Here is a 21228-nt window from a genome sequence, read left to right on the forward strand (position 1 = left end):
CGCGTAGTCCAGCATGTTCCGCAAAAAGGACAGCAGTCGCAACCTGGGATCACCATACGTATATTGTTATAATTTTATAATAGCTAGAATATTATTTAATTATTTATAAAATTAGATATATTACCTATTGCTCTAATTTCCGAGTATGGTATACGATAGGGAGTGTCATAAAAATACTAACGGTCAGCTAGTTGGTCGACGAGACGTTCTGAAATCGATCGGCATTGCTGGAATGATCGGTAGCGTACCGACTGTTAGTGCTGGAAGCGAGGAAAAGGCGGAAAAAGACGAGTTCATCGACATAGATCGATGGACATCGCCACGTAATTTCCTCCGAGGGAAATTTAGCGGGGTTCGACCTACGGATAGGGCTCGGTCGCTCACGATGGCGTATCCGATCGGCCAACGTGAATACACTGACCCGTACGGATTTGGGACGAAAACGTGGAACTACAGCCGCTGGACATCGCCCACGCGGTCGGTAACGTTTGGGGCGAAGCAACTGATTGCGTCATGGACAGCCGATATCCCTCAAGGAACGTGGTTAGAAGTAGAGATGCAGGGGACGACTACCAGTGGCAACCGGACCGGATGGTACGTCATGGGTCGGTGGGCGACAACGGACAAAGATATCCACCGGACTTGTGTGTTCGGGCAGGATAACGAATACGGTGACATCGCCATTGATACGTTCAAGGCCGCAGATGGCGTTCGACTACAGTCCTATCAACTTCGGGTAACGCTGTATCAACTTCCGGAAAGTGACCACTCACCAGTACTGCGTTCAGTGAGTGCAATGACATCCCGTCTACCAGAGCAAGAGCATGTAGACGCCAGTCCCCGTGGAGGTGCGGGTGGCATTACCCTTGACGTCCCTGAATATTCACAGTCAATTCATGCTGGAGAGTATCCGCGATGGAATGGCGGTGGTGAAGCGTGGTGTAGTCCAACCTCGACTGCAATGGTCGTGTCCTATTGGGGACGCGGCCCGACGAAAGAGCAGATGAGTTGGGTCGACCCTGCATACAAAGATCCACAAGTCGACTTTGCGGCGCGCGGCACATTCGACTACGGGTATGACGGAGCAGGTAATTGGCCATTTAATATCGCGTATGCCGGAAGATTTGGGATGGAAGGCTATGTGACTCGGCTCTATTCCTTAAACGAGCTTGAACAGTATATTAAGGCCGGCATCCCGGTGATCACGTCGCAGTCATTCGAAGAAGAGGAATTACCCGGCGCCGGGTATGGAACGAACGGACATCTCATGGTCGTTGTCGGGTTTACAGATGAAGGAAATGTCGTCGCGAACGATCCAGTTGCACCGACAAACGACGACGTCCGGGTTGTGTATCCACGAGAGGCGTTCGAAAACGTCTGGCAGCGCACCTCGGGAACCGGTGGAATCGCGTACATCATTCATCCACCAGGACACAAGCTCCCAGATGGTGCACCCGATGGACAGCGTAACTGGAATCACCGGTAGAGGTAATGCATTGCTAGAAATTAGCGCAAAAGGACAGCACTATATATGACCATCAACCCGCATTGTTCTGGATGATGAGGTGGTCTTCCTCCAAAGTACTAGTCGATATCAGGCTTATTTTCTTGAATCGCCACAAGTATTTTCCCATGAAAGACAATAGCTAGCATGTGGCGAGGTCGCTCTGACGGTCACCGGATCTGGCGCCATCACTCCTGATCCGCTCTTGCCCCGTCACATCCTTTCCTAGTAAGATACGGAGATTGAGCTAGTGAACTCGTTTTGCGCTCTCTCTACTTCAAAAGTAGAGACGACTTCGATGCGACTTTCGCTATTGACCGCCGTTGTATTGGCTCTGTCTCCAACGTCTCTAGATGTTCGAGAAGAGAACCGACCGTAGAATAGCACTCTTTGAGTGAAGTAGAGGGGATTTCTGTACCGTTTTTACGGTTCGGTGGGGGATATATCGACAGTACCCGAATCATCGACCGCGATATGATAGCCAGCGTATGAGAATGTTACTTCGCCACTAGAACGCATATTGCCACGATACGTTGGTGCATACAGTCGATCCAATGCATCTGGGTTGACAACTTCATAAAGGGGGGCGAGCTCGTCAACCGAACATCCAGCAGCATCGGCAACTCCGTTAATAACCTGAATACTGGGTGGAAGCCGAGAAAGGTCACGGTTTGTTTGGGTGTAAGAATCACCATTTTCCGTTTCGTTGTTATTCATAACATGCAGAGGCTAGCTAGCGAGCCATATAAATGAGGTGTGATAAACTGGGTGACAGACGATTTTCTCCAGTGCAACCCTCATCTCAAAATCTCTGTACGGCACCCTCAGAAAAGCAGGTCGACGACGCTTGCCGTTTGTTTTCATTTCGAAATTGACCGGGCAGAATCGTCGAGAACAACCCGAGAGAAGTGATATGGTTCGGAACGGAAGTCGTACGAGTACTTATGAGTACGGCAGTTGCATCGGCACCTCTCGACTACTAGCAGAACAGTCCCATCTTTGGCGAACAGATAGAAGAGAATCGGCAATAAGTGCAAGTACGAATCAACAGTTTTTGATTGCAGTACAATCATTATCCTACGATGACCGTTGATTCAATAGTAGAGAAAACGATAGGCGAATCGGAGTCTTTGGTATCCGTCGGTATCGTCGGCGGTGGTTTTATCGGCCAAACCGTCGGCGGTCAATTCCAAGACGTCGATGGCGCTCGCGTTGAGACCCTCGTCGACATAAACGATGAGGTTCTTCAAACGACCGGAGACGAACTCGGGATTCCGGAGGAGGCACGCTACGACGAGTACGAAACGATGGTGAAAACGGAGCCTCTCGACGCGATATTGATCGGAACTCCGCACACACTTCACTACGAGCAAATACTCACGGCGATGGAACACGATCTACACATACTCTGTGACAAGCCCCTCACGACGGATCTGGATCATGCTCGCGATCTCGTCGAACGCGATGCCACCCGTGACGAAATACTGATGGTAGGGTATCAGCGGCATCTCTACGAGGCGTTCGTCAAAACACGGGACACGCTAACAGAAGCGGGCCGCGTTCCACGCTGGATAACGGCTGAAATCAGTCAAGACTGGGTCGACCGGTTCAGCGATGCGTGGCGGATGAATCCCGATCTCTCGGGTGGTGGTTATCTCTACGATACGGGGAGCCACATTCTCGATTCTATCCTCTGGAGTACGGGTCTTACACCCACAGCGGTGTCTGCTGAGATGGATTTCGTCGATGACGAACAACGTGTTGACGGTCAATCTCACGTCACGATTCGCTTCGAAGAAGGGACAACAGCGACGGTCGTTTGCTCCGGCGAGACACCCTGTATGCGTGAGCATATTCACATGTGGGATGAGGAGGGCGCCATATATCTCGAGAGTCAGGACTGGGAACCGAACAAGCTTACAGAAATAGATTCCGCGAGCGGTGAATACGCTCCCCGGCTTGATCGTGGAAATCTTCCGAACAAGGCAGAGGCGTTTATCCAAGCAATTCGGGACGGCGAAGCGCCACCGGCAACGGCTCTCGATGGACTGCGGGTAACTGCGGTCACAGAGGCAGCGTATGAGTCTGCACGACAGAATGGCGAATTCGTTGCTATCGATCCGAATGACGTTGCATTAGACTGATTCGAACGTCCGTGTCGTCTTCTGGATGGTACAAGAAGTCGCGTGAACGACCGCCGACGGGCATTAAAACGCTTTCTTTTCCGATGAGGCAACAATTATCGTTTGGCTTACCGGGGTACTCGCGAGCCGCGTTCGGGTGTGGAACGGTACGCTAAGACCAGGGAAATCTAGAACTTTGATGACATATATTGTGGTAAACAGGATTTACAAAACCGAACATCACCGGTTTCGAAAGTAGTTCAACAACCCACGTTTGGTGGGCGGATCCTTCCCACTCTCTTTATTGTCAGTACGAACCGCCGGACGTACGCGGATGTTGTCTGTGCAGACGGCTAACTCGTTAGTCGTGCACGAGCAAAAGACCAGGGACGAGTAACCAATCGTCAGACAGCGGTTGACTTCGATTTCTGATGCTGGTACCGACGAAGCACGACAAACACAATTATTATTAAATATATAAATTAATATTTTGTAATTTATTTATAATATTGCGATTCCTAACACCAATAGCAACATCGGTCGACGACGTTTTCTTCAAGGATCCGGCATGGCTGTGACGGCAACGGCGTTTGGTTCCACTTCACTAGCAAAAGAAGATACCAACGAAAACACTACCGGCGACACAGACTCAAAGACCTAGAAACAAAAAGCAAATCCGAGTATCATTGCACACCGCGAATTCGCGGGGAAGTATCCGGAGAATACGATCGCTGCGATGTCGGGATCAGCACGAGACGATGCCGAAATGATCGAAATCGACGTCGTACCCTGTGCAGACGGTGAAGTAGTCGTTCTCCACGACAACGGTTTGAGCGAACGAGATGACGGTGAGCAAAGTCTTACCAACGCCGACGAACTCGTCTGGGAGATGGACTGTGAGTCGGTTCTAAACGCAGAGGTACTGGAATCTGGTCAAACGGTTTCGACGCTCCGTGAGGTGATGAAAACGATCCCATCGTCGATCTGCGTGAACATCGAGATGAAAAATCCGGGGTCGGAAGAAGTGATCTCCGAGGGTCTAAGTTGTCAAGAGTTGGAAACGCAGGAAGAGCTCTGACAGCCCTTCGTTCGAAAAGTTTTGTCGATTGCGGATGAGTTCCAGAACGACGTTCTCGTATCTTCGTTCTACGAAGCGGCTCTTTCGACCACGCGCGAGTCAGATCCATCGATTCCTATCGCGTTTCGCTTCGGAAGTGATATTGAAGGCGGTCTCAATGTCACCCGCGAGTACGACGCCGAGGTACTGCACCCATCGTATGACCTCATTCAGGGGACACCCTTCTTTGAAGGAGAAGTTGATATCGACCTCGTCGATGTCGCTTACGAGGATGGGCGTACCGTGAACGTTTGGGCTGTTAAGACGTGATACCAGGCGACGCAACTGGCCAAAACGGATCTAGATGGTCTTATTGTCGATTATCCAAATCTGCTGTAGTCTATCGCTCTTTCTTCGAATTTGTCGGTCGAAATAGAATTGTCGGCCGGTAGAAAACGGGTATAATATCCTGATTGGAGAATATCGATAAAAATCCACGTAGCTGTTCGGTACACGTCGTGACAACCAAGAACTCTAGCAACGTCAGACCGCATTGCGTTGACCAAATTAAATAGGTTGAGAAGAAGAGAGTAAGACGTTTGAAAAGAAAGCCAACCGATGGGAAAGCGCCAGGAAAAGTATTGATTAGACCCTGACAAAGGACTTAACAAACAATCTCACATGATTCAGCTATGGTAGAGATACTCTTTGTCGTCGGACTTGCTGTCGCGATTTTCGTGGGTTTCAATGTCGGCGGTTCGAATACGGGAGTTGCTTTCGGTCCAGCAGTTGGAAGTCAAACTATCTCAAAATTCGGAGCGGCATTCCTCATGAGCATCTGTGCGCTCGTCGGCGGATGGACAGTCGGCCGCAATGTCATCAACACAATGGGTGGTGAAATCGTTCCGAGTCGATTTTTCACTCTCGAAGCGAGTATCGCAGTTCTCTTTTTCATCGGACTCGCGTTATTTCTCTCGAATATTGTCGGTGTTCCTGCCTCGACCTCGATGACGGGCGTCGGCACGATTGCTGGCCTCGGCCTCGCAACTGATGCATTGGACTGGGGAGTGATGGGACGGATCGTCTCATGGTGGCTCGTCTCTCCGGTGATCGCCTTTTGGGTGAGTGCCGTCATCGGTCGGTACTGGTACCCGACGCTTCTCAACTGGTTTGCAATCACGCAAAGCGAGGGCTCACTATTTTACATCCATCGCTCTGGCTGGATTGTCCGGCCGGCACTAGGCCCGAACACGACTATGCGAGAATTCATTGGTACCGTATTGGTCATCGCCGTCGCTTGCTATACCGCATTTTCGGCTGGTGCATCGAACATGGCGAACGCAATTGCTCCGCTTGTTGGCAGCGGCGCTATTGACATGAACTACGGGATTCTGATTGCGGGGGGTGCCATTGCATTAGGCGCGTTTACAATTGCTCGGCGGACGATAGATACGATGGGGAACGAACTTACCGATATGCCTTTGCTTGCCGCATTGATAGTCGCAGTCGTGAGTTCCACACTCATCACCATTCTTTCAGCGCTTGGAATCCCTGCTAGTATTGTCATTGTTTCAACAATGAGTATTGTTGGTCTTGGATGGGGCCGTGCTACGCGCGTTAAAGAATATACTCGACGCTCGACAATGATCGAAGAAGGGCCACCAGGAATCACTGGTGGTGCGCTTGCTGTAGACACTGCGGACACACCGACGATTGATGAAGCCAGAAAGAAAGAGGCTCACGCCTCATCGGCTACTGAAGCGGATAAAAACCCGCTCCCTGCCGTTAATGCATTGTATAAACCATGGACGACTGCCCGCGTTATCGCCATGCAGAACATCGTTCCAGGGATTGCAACAGTCTCTGCGTACCTGTTGTTCGAGTTCGTTCCGCTCTTCAGTTAGACCGATTTTCAACTGTATCAGCAGCGCTGTCCCTGATTGCTTTCGTGCTTCTGACTAGCAAGAGCCAACACAATGGCAATCGGTAACCGACCAGATTCAAAGATAGACGTCTGTAATATCTACAAATAAAGCGAGATTTAGGCGACATTCTGTTCGACGAACTCGCTATCACGTTCGAAACGACGACTTGACAACGGATCAATATCGACAAGAGAAGATTTGCCATCAACACACAGTTCGGCGACCAACTTCCCAGTCGCCGGAGCATGCTGGAAACCATGCCCCGAAAACCCAGCAGCAGTGACAAATCCGGGGATGGTTTCCTCGATGATGGGGTGGTGGTCGGGCGTCACTGCGTACAATCCCGCCCATCCCCTCCGGATGCGCGAATCGCCGTCGAAGTACGCTGTGTAGTTCGCTGCGTGTTCGACAGCAGTGGCTGCCCACTCGATAGCCATTGAGTCTGAATAGGCGTCTGGAGCCACATTAGCGTCCTCGTCATCGAAATGACCGCCGACGATTGCTGCCCCATCCCGTTCTGGGCGGAAATATGACCCGGTGTCAAGGTCGATAGTCAAAGGATGGTCTTCTGGAATCGGCTGTGTCGGATCGACAATCGCTATCTGTCGTCGGCGCGGGTAGATCGGAAGGTCAACTCCCGCCATCGTGGCAAGGTTAGCCGACCATGCGCCAGCAGCATTAACGACGTAATCTGCATTGAGTTTCCCAGCGTCCGTCTCAACTCCTGTGACACCCGATTCATCGGTAAGGACATCACGAACGGCTGTTTTCGTCTGAATGTTGACGCCGAGTTCACGTGCCTTCGTCGCATACCCCTGCACGGCTAGGTTTGGATCCGCATAGCCGTCCCTCGCATTGTAGGTTGCGCCAACAAAATGATTTGAACAAAGGCCCGGACAGTAATCGACAGCCTCTGACGGTGAGAGGTACTTGCTTTCGATACCGAGAGAGTTCTGCATCGCAACGTTTTCACGGAACTGCGTTGCTGTCTCCTCAGTACGCGCAAGGAAGAGATAACCAGACTTCCGATAAGCAATGTCGACTCCAAATTCCTCAGTGAAGTTATCCCAGACTTCTCGGCTTGCCAATGACAAACGAGCATTGATATCAGTCGAGAATTGCATCCTGATACCGCCAGCAGAGCGGGCGGTGCTTTCCATTCCGATGGAACCCTTCTCACAAAGAGTGACATTCATGCCCGCTTGTGCAAGGTAGTATGCAGATGATAAGCCGACAATCCCTCCTCCGATAACAACGACGTCCATATGTAAAGACACAGTATGCCGCCGCGAAATAAGTTTGTTGTGAGCATATGTCATGATAGCGGTTGGCAAAGGGAGGCATAAAACACCGATCGGTGCGACCGCCAGCAATCGAAAGGACCTGATAGCGGATGTGACTAATTGGTGCAGTCAGCCGCCAAGAAATTGCCTGCGAACCTCCTCGTCGTTGAGCAGTTCATTCCCGGAGCCTTCGTAGCGATTCTCTCCTTGTGCCAGCACGTAGCCACGGTCACAGCGTCGTAATGCTTCCTTGGCGTTCTGTTCGACCATTAAAATGGCCGTTCCAGCCTCGTTAACTGCGTCCACACGGTCGAACATCTCTGTGACGAGATCTGGTGCAAGACCGGCCGAAGGTTCGTCCAGCAAGAGGAGGTCTGGATCGAGCATCAGTGCACAGCCCATTGCAAGCATCTGCTGTTGGCCGCCGGACATCGTCCCGGCCTTCTGGTCGAGACGTTCTGCGAGAATCGGAAAGCGGTCGAAGACCGCCTGACGGCGGTCCTCCGGGATGTCATCGAGAATATAGGCCCCCAATCGGAGGTTCTCCGTCACGGTTAGTGAGGGAAAAATGTTCGCCGTTTGAGGTACGTAGCTCAACCCGTTATGAATTACCGATTCAGGCGGAAGATCAGAAATATCCGTTCCATCGAAGGTGATGCTGCCGCCGAGACAGTCGGCGATGCCAAAAACGGCTTTCATCGCCGTGGACTTGCCAGCACCATTTGGCCCAACGATGGTAACATATTCGCCAGGATCAACATGGAGATCGATGTCAAAGAGTATCTGCAGATCGCCGTAACCAGCATCGAGTTGTGAAACATCAAGCAGCGTCATGCGATCACTTCCTTCTTCGATTGAATGATACTGGACACATACTGCGACCAGTGAATGGAATTTAGTTGCAGTCGCATTTCAGTACGTTCGTCGGTGTATTGTATATCCATTGTCACTCTCCAAGGTAGGCTTCGATAACGCGCTCATCGGACAGCACTTCCTCAGGAACACCTTCCACAAGAAGACGTCCCTGCTCAAGGACGATGAGACGATCAACCAGTTCGGTCAGCGTTTCGAGTTCGTGCTCGATGATGACAATGGTCATACCTTCGTCATTGAGGTCACGAATATGATCGGCGATTTCTTGGGTCAGCGTCGGATTCACTCCTGCAAAGGGTTCATCCAATAAGAGGAGTTCCGGGTCGAGCATCAGCACCCGAGCCATTTCAAGTAGCTTTCGCTGCCCACCAGAGAGATTACTACTGTACTCGTCAGCGAGATGATCAAGTTCGAACGCTTCGATCAGTTCGTCTGCGCGACGACGAACCTTCTGTTCTTGTTCCTGCATCGACTCGGTATGCAACAGTGCAGGGATTGTACGCTCTCCAGGTTGGCCGGGTGCGGCGAGCCGTACATTGTCGCGAACCGTCATCGTTTCCAGTTCCCGCGTATGCTGGAACGTCCGAACGAGTCCAGCCTGGGCGAGCGTCTCGGGTGAGTTACCAGTGATGTCCTTGTCATCGAAGATAACCCGACCATCGTCGGGGGATACGACACCACTGATACAATTGAAAAACGTTGACTTGCCTGCACCGTTTGGACCCATCACACCGACGAGCTCCTTACGTTCAACGGAGATCGACAACTCGTTGAGCGCGCGAAGACCACCAAATTCCTTACTAAGACCCTCGACACCGAGTAGTGTCACGAATCCACCCCCAGCTCTTTAGCGTTGCCCCAAATACCAGCCGGGCGGTAGCGAATGACGGCTATTAATATCATGCCGACTACGATGAGTCGAATGGAAGCAAATGCATCAGCGGACACTGGGGCAACACCAAGCGCAAACCGTGATAGCAGGCGAAGACCCATGATAATCGCGAGACCTGCTAGCACCGCACGATTGTTAGCGGCACCACCGAGTAGCATCCCGATCCAGACAGTCACCGTTACCTGAATGGTGAAATACCCTGGGGCTACCGCACCATTGTAGAGCGCAAATAGACCGCCAGCAAGGCCTGCAAGTGCTGCACCGTAGACAAACGCTTGCATCTTGTAGGTGAACGTGGCCTTGCCGACCGACCGTGTGACCAGTTCATCTGCCCGGATAGCCCGTAATACCCGCCCATATGGTGCGTTGGTCAACCGGGTCACTACGGTAAACGTCACCGCGGTGAGACCGCCAATGAGCAGGAGAGTTGCTAACAGTGTGGTATCACCATCGCCAGCAAGATCCTTTACCGGCTGTGGCACGCCAAGAATACCGACGTTGCCGCCGAATATTCCTCGGAAATTGATGAACAGTGTGTGAAATATTTCCGCGGTCGCAAGCGTTGCGATGGCGAGGAAATCGTCTCGCAGACGGAGAGAGGTAGCGCCAACGATAGCACCGAGTAGTGCCGCAGTGACTACGCCGACTACCAGTGTCAACGGCCAGGGGTACCCTAGGCCGATACCGGCGAAGGTATCCTGTGCTGACAACATCGCCACCGTATACGCGCCGACGGCGAAAAAGACCACGTGGCCGAAATTAACGAGCCCTGTATGGCCGTATTGGAGATTGAGACCCAACACTAGTATTCCGTAGATAACAAACAGGATCCCAACCTCAAAAAAGACGTAGAGCCCACTCGGAAGCGTCGTACGTAGGGGGGTGAGCGTGAGTAGCGCCCCCAATAAGATGCAGATGCTTCCAATTAGGAGTGCTCGTTCCGAATCACTCTTGGGGAGGCGATCGGCAACACTCATGCTTCTCGTACCTCTTGGCCCGCGATACCGCTCGGCTTAATCAGCAGAACGACCACAAGAACGAGGAATGCAATAGCTGACGAAATGCCGGTCATCCCCGAGGGGAGGAACGCTACCGACAGCGCCAGCATGAGTCCGATAATGTACGATCCTGCAATGGCACCATATGGACTCCCTGCACCACCAAGAATGGCAGCGGATAATATCTGTAGAATGTGATTGAAGCCAGTCCCGGCACTGACATTTGTCTGGACACCAATGAGGACTCCCGCTAGCCCCGCGAGTACTCCGGCCAACACCCAGACGCTATCTCGAATCATTTGCGTGTTGATGCCACGGACACGGGCTAGGTTTTCGTCATCGCCCATCGCTCGCATCGCGATACCGACATCCGTACGTGTCAACAATATGTGTAACGCGAGGAAGACTATGACTGCGCTTCCGATAACCAGGAGCTGTTGGGTGGTAACAAACAGGTCGCCGAGTAGATTTACCGATCCAACTGAAAGATCCGGCAAGTTCTCTACCCTGAATGTCGCCACCTCGGTGTCAAAGTAGCGTCCGCTTCTCCCGGCAGTCAGGCGAATAACGTTCCGTAGCACCAGCCCTAATCCGATCGATGTCAGCAGCATCGGCACAGGACCGGTTTCGTTGATTGGAGTGAAGAACAGCCGAGCGAGAATGAGACTGACGAGACCGCTAGCAACCATTGCAACGAATACTGCAACTGGTAGCGGGAGCGGGAGCATACCAGCAGTGACGACACCGACAAATGCTCCGACGGTGAGATACTCGCCATAGGCGAAGTTTATCATGTTCACAATCCCATATATAAGGGTAAAACCTATTGCGGCGATTGCGATGTACGAACCAGTTACAAGGCCAAAGATGATATTCTGTGCGAGTCCCATATTTAGTACTGATCTTCGCTGACAAACTCGCGCAGGTCTTCTGCCGGTATGACCTCTTGTTGGGTGAACTTTCCATTCTGTGCGGTGTTGATATTCACCGACCCAAACACATTCCCGAAGTCGGTAAAGCTCATAGATGTTGCCGCACCACGGTAAACGATCTCCTCGTTATTTCCTAACGCCTCCTTTCCCTCGGCGAACGAGGCAACTTCAGTACCATTACCGCGGGTAACTGGTCCAAGATTTTTTTCGATTGCCTCTGTACTTGCTTCACCCGCTCTTTCGACGGCTAATGCAGTAACTTGGATAGCATCCCATGCTGGAGCTGTCCACGCGTTGAGTTCGGCATTACCATCTGCACCCTTGTATGTTTCAAGAAAAGTATTATAGCTTGGCCCAGACTGGCCTGGACTAGCGGCCCATGCGCTATTGAGGTCACTACCGACCTGCTTGGCGAGTTCGTTCTGTGAGAGTGGATCCGAGAGGATGGGTTGGCGCCCGTAACCGCCGTCGGCCCAATCGGATAGTAGGGTGATTGCATCTTCCAGGGGGATGCTCACGGCAAATGCGCTGAAGTCAGTTCCAAACAATCGGTCGAGGGCAGACTGGTAACTTGATTCCCCTTGGCTGACCTCAACTTGGTTTGCGACCGTCCCGCCACCGTTCTCATAGGACGTTATAAAGCCATCAGCCCAACTTCGTGCCCCTTCTGTGGTACCATTTATAACGCCAATCGTGTTATGATTCTGCTCAAGTGCGCGCTTTGCAGCACCGGCAGTGTGAACAGTGTCGCTAATAACGGTTCGCCAAATCCATTCATCGTCGTCAATATTTTCCGGGGTTCCTTTGTCACCGCCCCGGGTATCGAGGAAATTTGACCCAGGCCACGGCGTCACGATAGGTGTCTGTTGTTCCTGCAAAAAATTGAACAGCGGGTTGATTTCGCTAGAAAATAGCCCGAGAAGAGCCACTGCATCGTCATTATCGAGAAGTTGGGTGACCACTGACCGAGCCTCTTGTGGGTTGACGGCGGTGTCACGCCGAATTACCTCTAACTGGGAGTCTAACGGCCCGCCAGCGCTGTTGATACCCTCAACAGCTACGTCAGTAGCCTGAGAGATTCCAGGCTGGAGAAAATCCCATTGGCCAGTCTGTGCTGCAGGCTGTCCGAAGACGATTGTATCCGAATTACCACTTTCCCCAAACCCGAGGCAACCGGCTGTGGCGGTGAGTCCGCTAGCGCCAGCAAATTTGAGAAATGTCCGACGATCTACGCCTTCTGTGCCATTTGGTATCATCACACTTGAGATGAACAAACTAGTGATATATAGCTTTCCCTCCCTATAATTGGAAATTTATTATTATTTTTGGTAAGGTTCTAATCGTCACTTAGGAAATGACCTATCTTATTGTAAAGATAACATCTATAAATAATCCAAGGATAGAGAAATCTGAACCATCTCGTGCCTATCGGGCATACGCTCGATACAGTCGCTATAGAACTCACGCTCTTTACGCGGAACGACGCGATATGATCGGTCCGCGAAGCAGTTTCCAGGCGATCGGATGAACAATTGTTCATCCTCGGAAGTGACTCATCACGCCTGAACAAAAGTACAACCGTTACGTGATGGGTCATTTTTGTTCACAGAATACGACTTTTTCGCCTCCCACAACACTACTGTTCGAATCATCCTGATCGAGAAGAGAACAGATTGTGATATACTCCGGCTCCGGCTGTTACGAAGTAGACCGACGAATTGAGGAGTTCGAACAGCGCGTCGTTGAACTCGACGCCGAACAAAATCGAATATCACGGCGACCCGACCACTACAAATCGATTTCTACCGATGCGGTACTCGTCAATTTTCCCGTCGTCTACTTCTATATCGAGTCCTAATTCGTCCGGAACGGTAATCGCTCCGCCTTCGAGCGTGAGGTTGTCGACGAGAACGTCGTCTTCCCACGCGTAATAGACGGTATCCGGTTCCAAGTCGAATCCGGGAACGCTCACAACAGTGTGAACGATGACTGCCGTTCGAATACCTAAGTCGAAAGCGCAGTGGTGGATGGCCGGAATTCCGGCCGCCTCTGCAATGTTAGCCAGTTGCCGAACCGCCGTGATGCCTTCTGCTGGCGTCATATCAAGAACTGCAACGTCTATTGCGTCCCGTCGGATTAACTCCGTGAGATTGTGTGCGATATACGTGTCCTCGTTTGGGTCGACCGGTTGCGGTGTGCGTTCACGGAGTTTTGCGAGCGACCCGTGGGCATTCACCCGAATCGGTTGTTCGAGGTACTGGAGATAGATACCACGGTCCGCAAGCGAGGAGGCGACTCGAACTGCCTCGTCGAGTCGCCACCCCTGATTGGGGTCGGGTCGGAATTCGAGTTCCCCGTCGACTTCGTCGTGCATGGCGGCAACGAGCTCGACGTCCTGTTTCCAATCACGACCGGCTTTCGTTTTTAGCGTCGAGTAACCCTCATTAAGCACCCGTGCCGCACGGTCGCGGACACTTCGGGTGAGAGAATCCCGAGACAGTATGCGACATCAACGGCATTAGCGTTGTTGCTGTTCCGTTCCCCCGGTTCGCCACCACGCTCGTTGACATCCGGCGTCGTCCAGCCGGCGAGCAACTCATACAGGGGTTTATCGAGTGCTTTGTCGACGATATCCCAGCACGCGACCTCGATAGGGGAAAAGAACATATCGGCATTCGTGTACTCGATGAACATCTACCGACGTAGTGATTCGACCTCGAACGGTGAATGACAGACGGCCCATGGAGCGATGCCGTCTTCGATGACGGAAATCGTGGCCGATGGGGACAGGAACTTTCGCATCTCCCCCAACCAACGATACCCTCGTCCGTTTTCACCCTCACCAAAATCCTGGTCATTTCGTCTACCTGACCGTGGTTGGTAACGTATGGGGCGATACCTTCCTGTTCAAGCGGGACAACGGGAACTTCGACGGCGTGCGCCTTTACGCTCTCGATTATTATCCATCTGAAAACTAGAATCCGATCGAAATATAGATAGGGAACCGATCGAGAAATGTCGGGACGAGTCGATGTGGGCAGATGTTGTTGTCTGACACAGGCGACCAACGAAGCAACTGATTGGTGTCGAGCCTATCGACACCGGACGACCGCGTTACTCGTATGGGTTTTCGATGACGACAGTGTCCTCGCGCGCCGGGCCGACGCCAACGGCGTATATCTGCGTATCGAGTTCGTCCTGGATGTATTCTAGATAGCTACGGGCGTTCTCCGGTATCGCCTCGTATCCTTCCTCCGCGACTGCACTCCAGTCGACGTCCGGCCAGCCATCGAACTGCTTGTAATTGACCGCACAGCGTTCCCACCCCTTGGTCGTCGAAGGAACGGTTTTCATCTCGCTTTCGTCAAACTGGTAACTGTGGCCAACCTTTACTTCGCCGAGACCGGCCAGGACGTCGATGTGGCCTACGACGATGCCCGAAAAGCCGTTAACACGAGTCGCGTGGCGAAGCATCGACATGTCGAGCCACCCAACGCGGCGTGGTCGGCCGGTAACCGTCCCGTATTCGCCACCCTCGTCGCGGATGTGCGTTGCGAGTTTCTCCTCTTCCTCACTGGTGTTCGCGCCGCCTTCATAGCCAGGCGTCTGTCCTTCCACACCAGCCAGTTCGGTCGGCATTCCACCGTTTCCGACACGCGTGGTGTATGCTTTTACTACGCCGATGACTTCGCCTTGACCGATGACGGACGGGCCGAGTCCGCTTCCGGTGCAGGCCGCACCCGCCGACGGATTCGAGGAGGTAACGTATGGGTACGTACCGTGGTCGATGTCAATGAGCGTCCCCTGTGCACCTTCGAACATCAATTCGTCACCCGCATCCATTCGCCGTGAGAGATAGGCACCGCAGTCGATAGTCATATCCTCTTCCGCGAGACGCTCGCCGTATTCGCGGTAGGTTTCGAAGAGGTAGTCTACGTCGAACGCCTCGTCCGTTTCCGCTTCGAAGAAACCCTCAACGGTCGCTCGTTTCTTCGGAACAACGTATTCGAGTCGGTTACGAAGCGTCTCCGGCTCGAGCAAATCACCGATACGGATTCCGCACCGGGCGGCTTTATCCTCGTAGGTCGGACCGATTCCTCGCCCAGTCGTACCCACGGTGAGGTCGTCTTTGTCGTTCTCTTCGATTCCGTCGATGATGCGGTGGTATGGGAAGATTACGTGCGCGCGCTCGGCGACGCGAACGGACGGATTCAATCCGCGCTCTCGAAGGGCGTCAAGTTCGTCAAAAAGGGTCTCGGGATTGACAACGCAGCCATTGCCGATGACACATTCTTTCCCTCGGACGACACCCGACGGGAGGAGAGAGAGTTTATACTTTTCATCATCAAAAACGACGGTGTGGCCGGCGTTGTCGCCGCCCTGATACCGAACGACAACATCGGCGGGTTCGCCATAAAGGTCGACAGCGCCACCCTTGCCCTCGTCACCCAGTTGCGATCCGATGATAGTGACTGTCATATCAGGACTACGTCGGCGCCCGTCCTACAAATTGGTGACGATTTGGCTGCCAAAAATCGGCGACCAGTACACGATTGTGATGGTCACGTGCTCCGATGAGCGCGATTTTACCCATCCGGACGGGTACGCTGCGCTTTGACGTCTGATTCACTAACGTTACGAATGTAGGTTAGTCGATTTATATATGAAACCAGCAACGAGAAAAGCGATTCTCAACGATATGGGTTAGGAACTCGATTCGAAATGAAGATATTGAACCGCGGTCGGTTCGAAGAAATTTTTGAAACCGAAACCGCCGCCCTCGGGAGAGAATCGCACATTTGCTACGCTGGACGGGTTGGCGGTCACTCTCGTCGCCGCGCGTGCGTTTGGTCACGGAAGCGATTCGGCGGATTCGAGGAGGTCTTCGTCTGTTCGCCACCGATACAGCCGTCCCTCGTTCTCGAAAAGGTCGAAGACGCCGTCTTGCATCCACCCGAACGGACGAACTTCGTCTTCATACTCGCGTTTGAGAACGTAACTCTTCGAGAAGTACTCGGTGGTACCGACGAGCAGTCCCTGTTCGACGAGGAAGTCGCTGGGATCTTTCTCGGCGACACCGACGAGGTAGGTGACGAGGTCGGCAATGAGACAGAACTTCTGGATGCTATTGTCCCATTCACCGCGGATGTCGACCATCCGGAACGCATAGGCGCCCTCACGACGGTTCAGTCGGTCAGTCACGAGGTTCAGTCGCCGGATTGGCTCTCGATCGTAGTTTCCGAGAACGAAGTACGAGCGGTCGTTTTCGTAAACGGGTGTGAGTTCGCCTAACGTCCGAATAATTTCTTCGTTGTCTGCCAGCGAGAGCGTATCCTGGTCAAGTTGTTCAGTCGCGCTCGTGAGAACCTCCTCCGGAACCGGCGACTCTTCGTCGGGCATACTATACGCAGATAACGTGAGTAATATAGTGTTTATGAAGTAAGTTACCGAGTCAATCACAGTAATTTACTCTGGACTAGTTTACCTCAGGGTAAACTACTTGTCGCGTCGATGCGTAACTGGTAGTATGAGTACCGACTTGGGAACGGGTGGCAGCGCAGAAGCCCGCGAATTGGTGCATTTCGTAACTCAGCAGACGCGGTTTGCACTCGTCACCAACATCCTACAACATCCACAGCAACTCCCATCGATGTACGAACTTGAGCAGCTCAACCCCAGTGTCAGCGACGCCACCGTCTACAAGCACATTCAGAAGCTGATCGACGCTGGCATCGTGAACGAGGTCGCGCTTTCGGACGACCGGCGTCGGCAAGGATACCCCTGGAAGTTCTACGGGCTGACCGACGAGGGCCGTGCGTTCCTCGAGGCACACAATCTCCTCGAAGCCGAGGAGACCCTCCAACGCATCTACGAGACGATTTCTGACAAACCCGATAAGATGGTCAAGTACGAAAACGCTCCCCGACCCGATGACAGGTAATCAGACGCAGACCATACCGGTTCCACCATTGAACGGGGGAGAGGAGAAACCGAGCCAACAAAGAACGCACGCCAGCGAGCACAGTCTCGGAGGCAGCGTCGGCGGTGCAGTCCCGCCCAGCAAATCCTCAAGGCAGCGCTGTGATTCTGTTCTCATTCGCGTCGAAATCTGAACCAATGCTAATGATTAAGTAGCGTATAATAGACTTCGACACATCTATGTCAGGGAGTGGCAGCGCCATCGACGATATCGTCCGGGCACTGACGCTGAAAGAAAAGCTTCGACTCGTCCACGGTGCCGTCGACCCAGAAAAGACGACGACGGGATACATTCCCGGTGTCGAACGGCTCGGCGTGCCGGAATTTAAACTCGCGGACGGGCCGCTTGGGGTGCGTGTCCCGGGACGACCATCGACCACGTTTCCCGCACCGATCGCCCTCGCGGCGACGTTCGACACCGCCCTCGCGCGTGGGCAGGGTGTTGCACTCGGACGCGAGGCCAAAGCTCACGGGCAACACGCACTCCTCGGTCCGGGGCTTAACGTTATCAGGACGCCCCACTGCGGTCGGAATTTCGAATATTTTCCGAAGACCCGCTGGTCTCCGGAGCGTTCGCCGCTGCGGTGGTCGAGGGTTTGCACTCCGAAAACGTGATTGCGACGCCGAAACATTACGTAGCGAACAACCAGGAAACCAACCGCGCAATCGTCAGCGCGGAGGTGAGCACGCGTGCACTCCGCGAACTGTACCTCCCAGGGTTCCGAGTCGCTGTTGACGCAGGGACCGGGTCTGTGATGACCTCGTACAACCGCGTCAATGGCACCCACATGAGCGAACATCATCACCTTCTCACCGAGATTTTAAAGGACGAATGGGGATTCGACGGATACGTCGTCTCCGACTGGTTCGGAACCGAAAACACTGTCGAGGCCGCTGTTGGCGGCCTCGACCTCGAAATGCCGGGAATTTCTCAGGAGGAACTTCGGTCGGCGTTCGGCATCGAGGACTCGCTCGATTTCGAAGACCACGACGGTATGCCCGACGCTACAAAGACGGGACTGTTCGCCGAACCGCTCGGCGAGGCGATCGAGCGCAGCGACGTGCCCAAGAAGCGCCTCGATAATATGGTCGCGCGTATCCTCACCCAGATGAACCGCATCGGTCTGTTCGACGACGACTCCAGGGACGGTGAACTCGACGCACCTGAACACCGCACTCTCGCCGACTCTATCGCCTGCCGGGGTTCGGTTCTCCATGCGAACGACGGAACGCTTCCCCTCGATACGAACACCGACGTGGCGGTTCTCGGCTCAAGTGCGACAACGGCAATGCTGGGCGGTGGGGGCTCCTCCGAGATAACCCCGTTCGAGCAGACCGCAACTGCCGACGGTATCCGTGACCGGGCGGACGGTGCCGTGAGCGTCGAGAAAAGCATCCTCGAGATCGAGGAATTCTCGTTCTTCGACGTCTCGAACGAGAGCGATGATCGCATAGACGACGCCGATGAGACCGACCTCGAAGCTGCGACAAAAGCGGCCGCGAACGCTGACGCTGCGGTGGTCGTCGTGCGCGACAGCGTGTCCGAGGCGATCGACCGGAAGAGCCTCCGCCTTCCTGGCGACCAGGACGAACTCGTGGAAAGGGTAGCCGCGGTGAACGACTGCACGGTCGTCGTCCAGTCCAGCGGGCCCATTGACCTCACGTGGCGCGACGATGTCGCAGCTATCCTTGAGACCTGGTATCCCGGCCAAGCCGACGGCGGCGCGGTTGCTGCGATGCTATATGGCGACGCCGACACTGCAGGCCGTCTTCCTGTCACGTTCGCGCCCGAAAACGACTTTCCGACGGCGGAGGAGCGAACGTTTCCTGGCGGCGGTGACGTCGTCCACTACGACGAAGGAATCTTCGTCGGTTATCGCCATTTCGACGCCGTAAACCTCGAACCAACCTACACCCCTTCGGTCACGGCCTCTCCTATGCCGACTTCGAATATCGCGATGCCAGAATGATCGACGACGAGACGGTGCGCGTCGCCGTCGAAAACGTCACCGACCGCTACGGTCGCGAAATCATTCAGGCCTACGTCTCGCCGCCGGAAATCGACGGAATCAGCCGACCCGTGCAGGAACTCGGCGGTTTCGCCACCGTCGAGATTCCCGCCGGCGAAACGAATACGGTCGACGTCTCGCTCGACGATTTAGCGTTCCGCCGCTACGACGAGGACGAGGGGTGGGTCGTCGATGCCGGCCAGTACAACGTCGGGGTTGGTCGGTCGTCCCACGACATCCGGTTCGAAGTCGTCACGACGCGGTGATGTGCCCGCCGCTGGACGGCGTGTTACTCGGATTTTTTCGCGTCGTCATCTCCTCGAAAACGGCTATTCGGGTAGTACGTTCGATGGCGACAGTCATCTGGTTCAAGACATGAGTTCAGTAGTGAACACAATTATGTTCATCAACCACATTCATTCATGAATGATTATTTCATCAACCACGTATTGTAGCCGTCGTTTAAAACTATGAGCTCAACACTACTCATCACGACCTCTACCACCTTTCCTACATGTAAAGAACTGCGAAGAGTTCATCCAGTCCGTGAAACGCGACGAACGGTTCGACGGTGGAGGTATCCCCGATCAAGCGCCTCGGCTAGCGAGGTGTAAGTCCGACCCCATCGGCCAGTAATTCGTGAGACCGGAGCGCATTGTCCTGATCGGTGACGGCGTGTTGAATCATCACGTCGTCAACGCCGACGCGGCCCGCGAGTTGCTCTAACAGACCGGCGATCGTCTCGGGACTTCCGGAAATCGCCCGCGGCCACTCGTCGGATTCGAGCGTCGCAGGCGTCCGCTCGGGGACGCCGCCGAGTTCGTCGATGGACTCCTCGATTGACGGTCTGGTTCCAACGACGCCACGTCGCATCCGCTTGTACGACGCCTCGGCCACTGCTCGAAGTCGCGCCGCCTCCTCGTCGGTCTCGGCGCAAACTGCATTCAGCGCAATCATCCCGTGCGGGTCATCGACGCTACCGGCCAGCCGCGACGGTTGGAAGTGTTCGCGGTACTCCTCGAATGCACGGGTGGCGAACTGCGGTCGAATGAACGCCGCGAAACAGTAGCGAAGGCCGAGTTTGCCCGCGATAGCAGCGCTCGACGGACTCGACCCGAGCACCCACGGAACGGGTGCATCCTCGCCCGAGCGCGGAATCTCCAAGTCGCCGTAGTCGTGCCCGTCGGGGTAGTCGTCGTAGAGGTGGTTGACGACGGCCTCGATTTTCTCGGCGTGGTCCGTATCCGGATTCTGAACGTGGCGTTCCGTCCCGAGGGCGCGGTCGACGGCCGGTGAACCGTTCGCCCGGCCGAGGCCCGCGTCGATACGTCCGGGTGCGAGCGCGTCCAGTGCACCGAATTGCTCGGCGACCTTGAACGGGCTGTAGTGGTTGAGCAACACCGCCCCAGACCCGAGTCGAATCGAGTCGGTTTCGGCGGCGAGGTGTCCGAGCAATACCTCGGGCGTCGTCCCCGCGAGGGTGTCCGCCATCCCGTGATGTTCGGCGACCCAGAATCGAGAATAACCGAGTCGATCCGCCTGCTGGGCGGTTTTGACGGTGTTCGCGTAGGCGTTGGTCGCAGTGCCGTCGGCGGGAACCGGCGAGAGGTCGACGATAGAGAGCTCCATATCCGATGGCAGGGGCTATGACGG

General features: G+C 54.0%; 17 protein-coding genes and 2 pseudogenes. 8 read left to right on the top strand and 11 right to left on the bottom strand.

Going from position 1 to position 21228, the window contains the following annotated elements; translation table 11 throughout:
* Nucleotides 1-232 precede the first annotated feature (232 nt).
* Nucleotides 233-1486 (top strand): C39 family peptidase, encoded by a 1254-nt coding sequence (locus LIX15_RS28160; protein ID WP_390185144.1) that lies wholly within the window; start codon nt 233-235, stop codon nt 1484-1486.
* A 441-nt stretch (nt 1487-1927) separates the two neighbouring features.
* Here the strand turns inward: LIX15_RS28160 and ddfA are convergent, their stop codons facing one another.
* Nucleotides 1928-2221 (bottom strand): DdfA family disk-determining factor, encoded by a 294-nt coding sequence (ddfA, locus tag LIX15_RS28165; protein WP_227778119.1) that lies wholly within the window; start codon nt 2219-2221, stop codon nt 1928-1930.
* Between the two features lie 365 nt (nt 2222-2586).
* On the opposite strand from ddfA, the gene LIX15_RS28170 reads away from it, so the two are divergent.
* The 5 genes from LIX15_RS28170 to LIX15_RS28190 all read left to right on the top strand — a co-directional run bounded on the left by LIX15_RS28170 (nt 2587) and on the right by LIX15_RS28190 (nt 6588).
* Nucleotides 2587-3648, top strand: a complete 1062-nt coding sequence (locus LIX15_RS28170; RefSeq protein ID WP_227778120.1) for a Gfo/Idh/MocA family protein — start codon at nt 2587-2589, stop codon at nt 3646-3648.
* Between the two features lie 514 nt (nt 3649-4162).
* Nucleotides 4163-4288: a twin-arginine translocation signal domain-containing protein gene (locus LIX15_RS28175; protein ID WP_227778534.1), complete on the top strand. Its 126-nt coding sequence runs from the start codon at nt 4163-4165 to the stop codon at nt 4286-4288.
* 24 nt (nt 4289-4312) lie between these two features.
* Nucleotides 4313-4705, top strand: coding sequence for a glycerophosphodiester phosphodiesterase (locus tag LIX15_RS28180; RefSeq protein WP_227778535.1), 393 nt, complete (start codon nt 4313-4315; stop codon nt 4703-4705).
* Between the two features lie 21 nt (nt 4706-4726).
* Nucleotides 4727-5014 carry a PI-PLC domain-containing protein gene (locus tag LIX15_RS28185; protein ID WP_227778121.1) on the top strand — a complete coding sequence of 96 codons (288 nt, stop codon included), beginning with the start codon at nt 4727-4729 and terminating at the stop codon, nt 5012-5014.
* A gap of 362 nt (nt 5015-5376) precedes the next feature.
* Nucleotides 5377-6588 carry an inorganic phosphate transporter gene (locus LIX15_RS28190; RefSeq protein WP_227778122.1) on the top strand — a complete coding sequence of 404 codons (1212 nt, stop codon included), beginning with the start codon at nt 5377-5379 and terminating at the stop codon, nt 6586-6588.
* A 137-nt stretch (nt 6589-6725) separates the two neighbouring features.
* Here LIX15_RS28190 and LIX15_RS28195 read toward each other — a convergent pair whose 3' ends face one another.
* The 9 genes and pseudogenes from LIX15_RS28195 to LIX15_RS28235 form a co-directional block, all read right to left on the bottom strand.
* Nucleotides 6726-7874 carry an NAD(P)/FAD-dependent oxidoreductase gene (locus LIX15_RS28195; RefSeq protein ID WP_227778123.1) on the bottom strand — a complete coding sequence of 383 codons (1149 nt, stop codon included), beginning with the start codon at nt 7872-7874 and terminating at the stop codon, nt 6726-6728.
* A 147-nt stretch (nt 7875-8021) separates the two neighbouring features.
* Nucleotides 8022-8726 carry an ABC transporter ATP-binding protein gene (locus LIX15_RS28200; protein WP_227778124.1) on the bottom strand — a complete coding sequence of 235 codons (705 nt, stop codon included), beginning with the start codon at nt 8724-8726 and terminating at the stop codon, nt 8022-8024.
* 112 nt (nt 8727-8838) lie between these two features.
* Complete coding sequence (locus tag LIX15_RS28205; protein WP_227778125.1) at nt 8839-9594, bottom strand: ABC transporter ATP-binding protein; 756 nt, start codon at nt 9592-9594, stop codon at nt 8839-8841.
* Nucleotides 9591-10634: a branched-chain amino acid ABC transporter permease gene (locus LIX15_RS28210; RefSeq protein ID WP_227778126.1), complete on the bottom strand. Its 1044-nt coding sequence runs from the start codon at nt 10632-10634 to the stop codon at nt 9591-9593. Before LIX15_RS28210 ends, LIX15_RS28205 begins: the two co-directional genes overlap by 4 nt.
* Entirely contained in the window at nt 10631-11545 is a 915-nt protein-coding gene (locus LIX15_RS28215) for a branched-chain amino acid ABC transporter permease (protein ID WP_227778127.1), read from the bottom strand. Before LIX15_RS28215 ends, LIX15_RS28210 begins: the two co-directional genes overlap by 4 nt.
* 2 nt (nt 11546-11547) lie before the next feature.
* Complete coding sequence (locus LIX15_RS28220) at nt 11548-12843, bottom strand: ABC transporter substrate-binding protein (RefSeq protein WP_227778128.1); 1296 nt, start codon at nt 12841-12843, stop codon at nt 11548-11550.
* Nucleotides 12844-13358: 515 nt separating this feature from the next.
* Nucleotides 13359-14550: pseudogene (locus LIX15_RS28225) on the bottom strand (mandelate racemase/muconate lactonizing enzyme family protein).
* A 151-nt stretch (nt 14551-14701) separates the two neighbouring features.
* Nucleotides 14702-16066, bottom strand: coding sequence for an adenylosuccinate synthase (locus tag LIX15_RS28230; RefSeq protein WP_227778129.1), 1365 nt, complete (start codon nt 16064-16066; stop codon nt 14702-14704).
* Between the two features lie 372 nt (nt 16067-16438).
* Complete coding sequence (locus tag LIX15_RS28235; RefSeq protein WP_227778130.1) at nt 16439-16987, bottom strand: DUF8170 family protein; 549 nt, start codon at nt 16985-16987, stop codon at nt 16439-16441.
* Nucleotides 16988-17114: 127 nt separating this feature from the next.
* On the opposite strand from LIX15_RS28235, the gene LIX15_RS28240 reads away from it, so the two are divergent.
* Together LIX15_RS28240 and LIX15_RS28245 are read left to right on the top strand one after the other, a co-directional pair.
* The gene (locus tag LIX15_RS28240; RefSeq protein ID WP_227778131.1) at nt 17115-17528 is read left to right on the top strand and encodes a winged helix-turn-helix domain-containing protein; all 414 of its coding nucleotides are present in this window, start codon (nt 17115-17117) and stop codon (nt 17526-17528) included.
* A gap of 218 nt (nt 17529-17746) precedes the next feature.
* Nucleotides 17747-19841: pseudogene (locus LIX15_RS28245) on the top strand (beta-glucosidase family protein).
* Between the two features lie 334 nt (nt 19842-20175).
* On the opposite strand, the gene LIX15_RS28250 reads toward LIX15_RS28245, so the two are convergent.
* A complete protein-coding gene (locus tag LIX15_RS28250; protein ID WP_227778132.1) occupies nt 20176-21204 on the bottom strand; it encodes an LLM class flavin-dependent oxidoreductase in 1029 nt (342 codons plus the stop codon).
* Nucleotides 21205-21228: the final 24 nt, after the last annotated feature.

Source organism: Haladaptatus pallidirubidus (assembly GCF_020700235.1).
In the GTDB taxonomy this organism is placed as follows: domain Archaea; phylum Halobacteriota; class Halobacteria; order Halobacteriales; family Haladaptataceae; genus Haladaptatus; species Haladaptatus pallidirubidus.

Coding starts and splice junctions, on each gene's coding strand:
- LIX15_RS28160 (WP_390185144.1), top strand. CDS start 233: ATGATCGGTAGCGTACCGACTGTTAGTGCTGGAAGCGAGGAAAAGGCG.
- ddfA (WP_227778119.1), bottom strand. CDS start 2,221: ATGAATAACAACGAAACGGAAAATGGTGATTCTTACACCCAAACAAAC.
- LIX15_RS28170 (WP_227778120.1), top strand. CDS start 2,587: ATGACCGTTGATTCAATAGTAGAGAAAACGATAGGCGAATCGGAGTCT.
- LIX15_RS28190 (WP_227778122.1), top strand. CDS start 5,377: ATGGTAGAGATACTCTTTGTCGTCGGACTTGCTGTCGCGATTTTCGTG.
- LIX15_RS28195 (WP_227778123.1), bottom strand. CDS start 7,874: ATGGACGTCGTTGTTATCGGAGGAGGGATTGTCGGCTTATCATCTGCA.
- LIX15_RS28200 (WP_227778124.1), bottom strand. CDS start 8,726: ATGACGCTGCTTGATGTTTCACAACTCGATGCTGGTTACGGCGATCTG.
- LIX15_RS28210 (WP_227778126.1), bottom strand. CDS start 10,634: ATGAGTGTTGCCGATCGCCTCCCCAAGAGTGATTCGGAACGAGCACTC.
- LIX15_RS28215 (WP_227778127.1), bottom strand. CDS start 11,545: ATGGGACTCGCACAGAATATCATCTTTGGCCTTGTAACTGGTTCGTAC.
- LIX15_RS28220 (WP_227778128.1), bottom strand. CDS start 12,843: ATGATACCAAATGGCACAGAAGGCGTAGATCGTCGGACATTTCTCAAA.
- LIX15_RS28230 (WP_227778129.1), bottom strand. CDS start 16,066: ATGACAGTCACTATCATCGGATCGCAACTGGGTGACGAGGGCAAGGGT.
- LIX15_RS28235 (WP_227778130.1), bottom strand. CDS start 16,987: ATGCCCGACGAAGAGTCGCCGGTTCCGGAGGAGGTTCTCACGAGCGCG.
- LIX15_RS28240 (WP_227778131.1), top strand. CDS start 17,115: ATGAGTACCGACTTGGGAACGGGTGGCAGCGCAGAAGCCCGCGAATTG.
- LIX15_RS28250 (WP_227778132.1), bottom strand. CDS start 21,204: ATGGAGCTCTCTATCGTCGACCTCTCGCCGGTTCCCGCCGACGGCACT.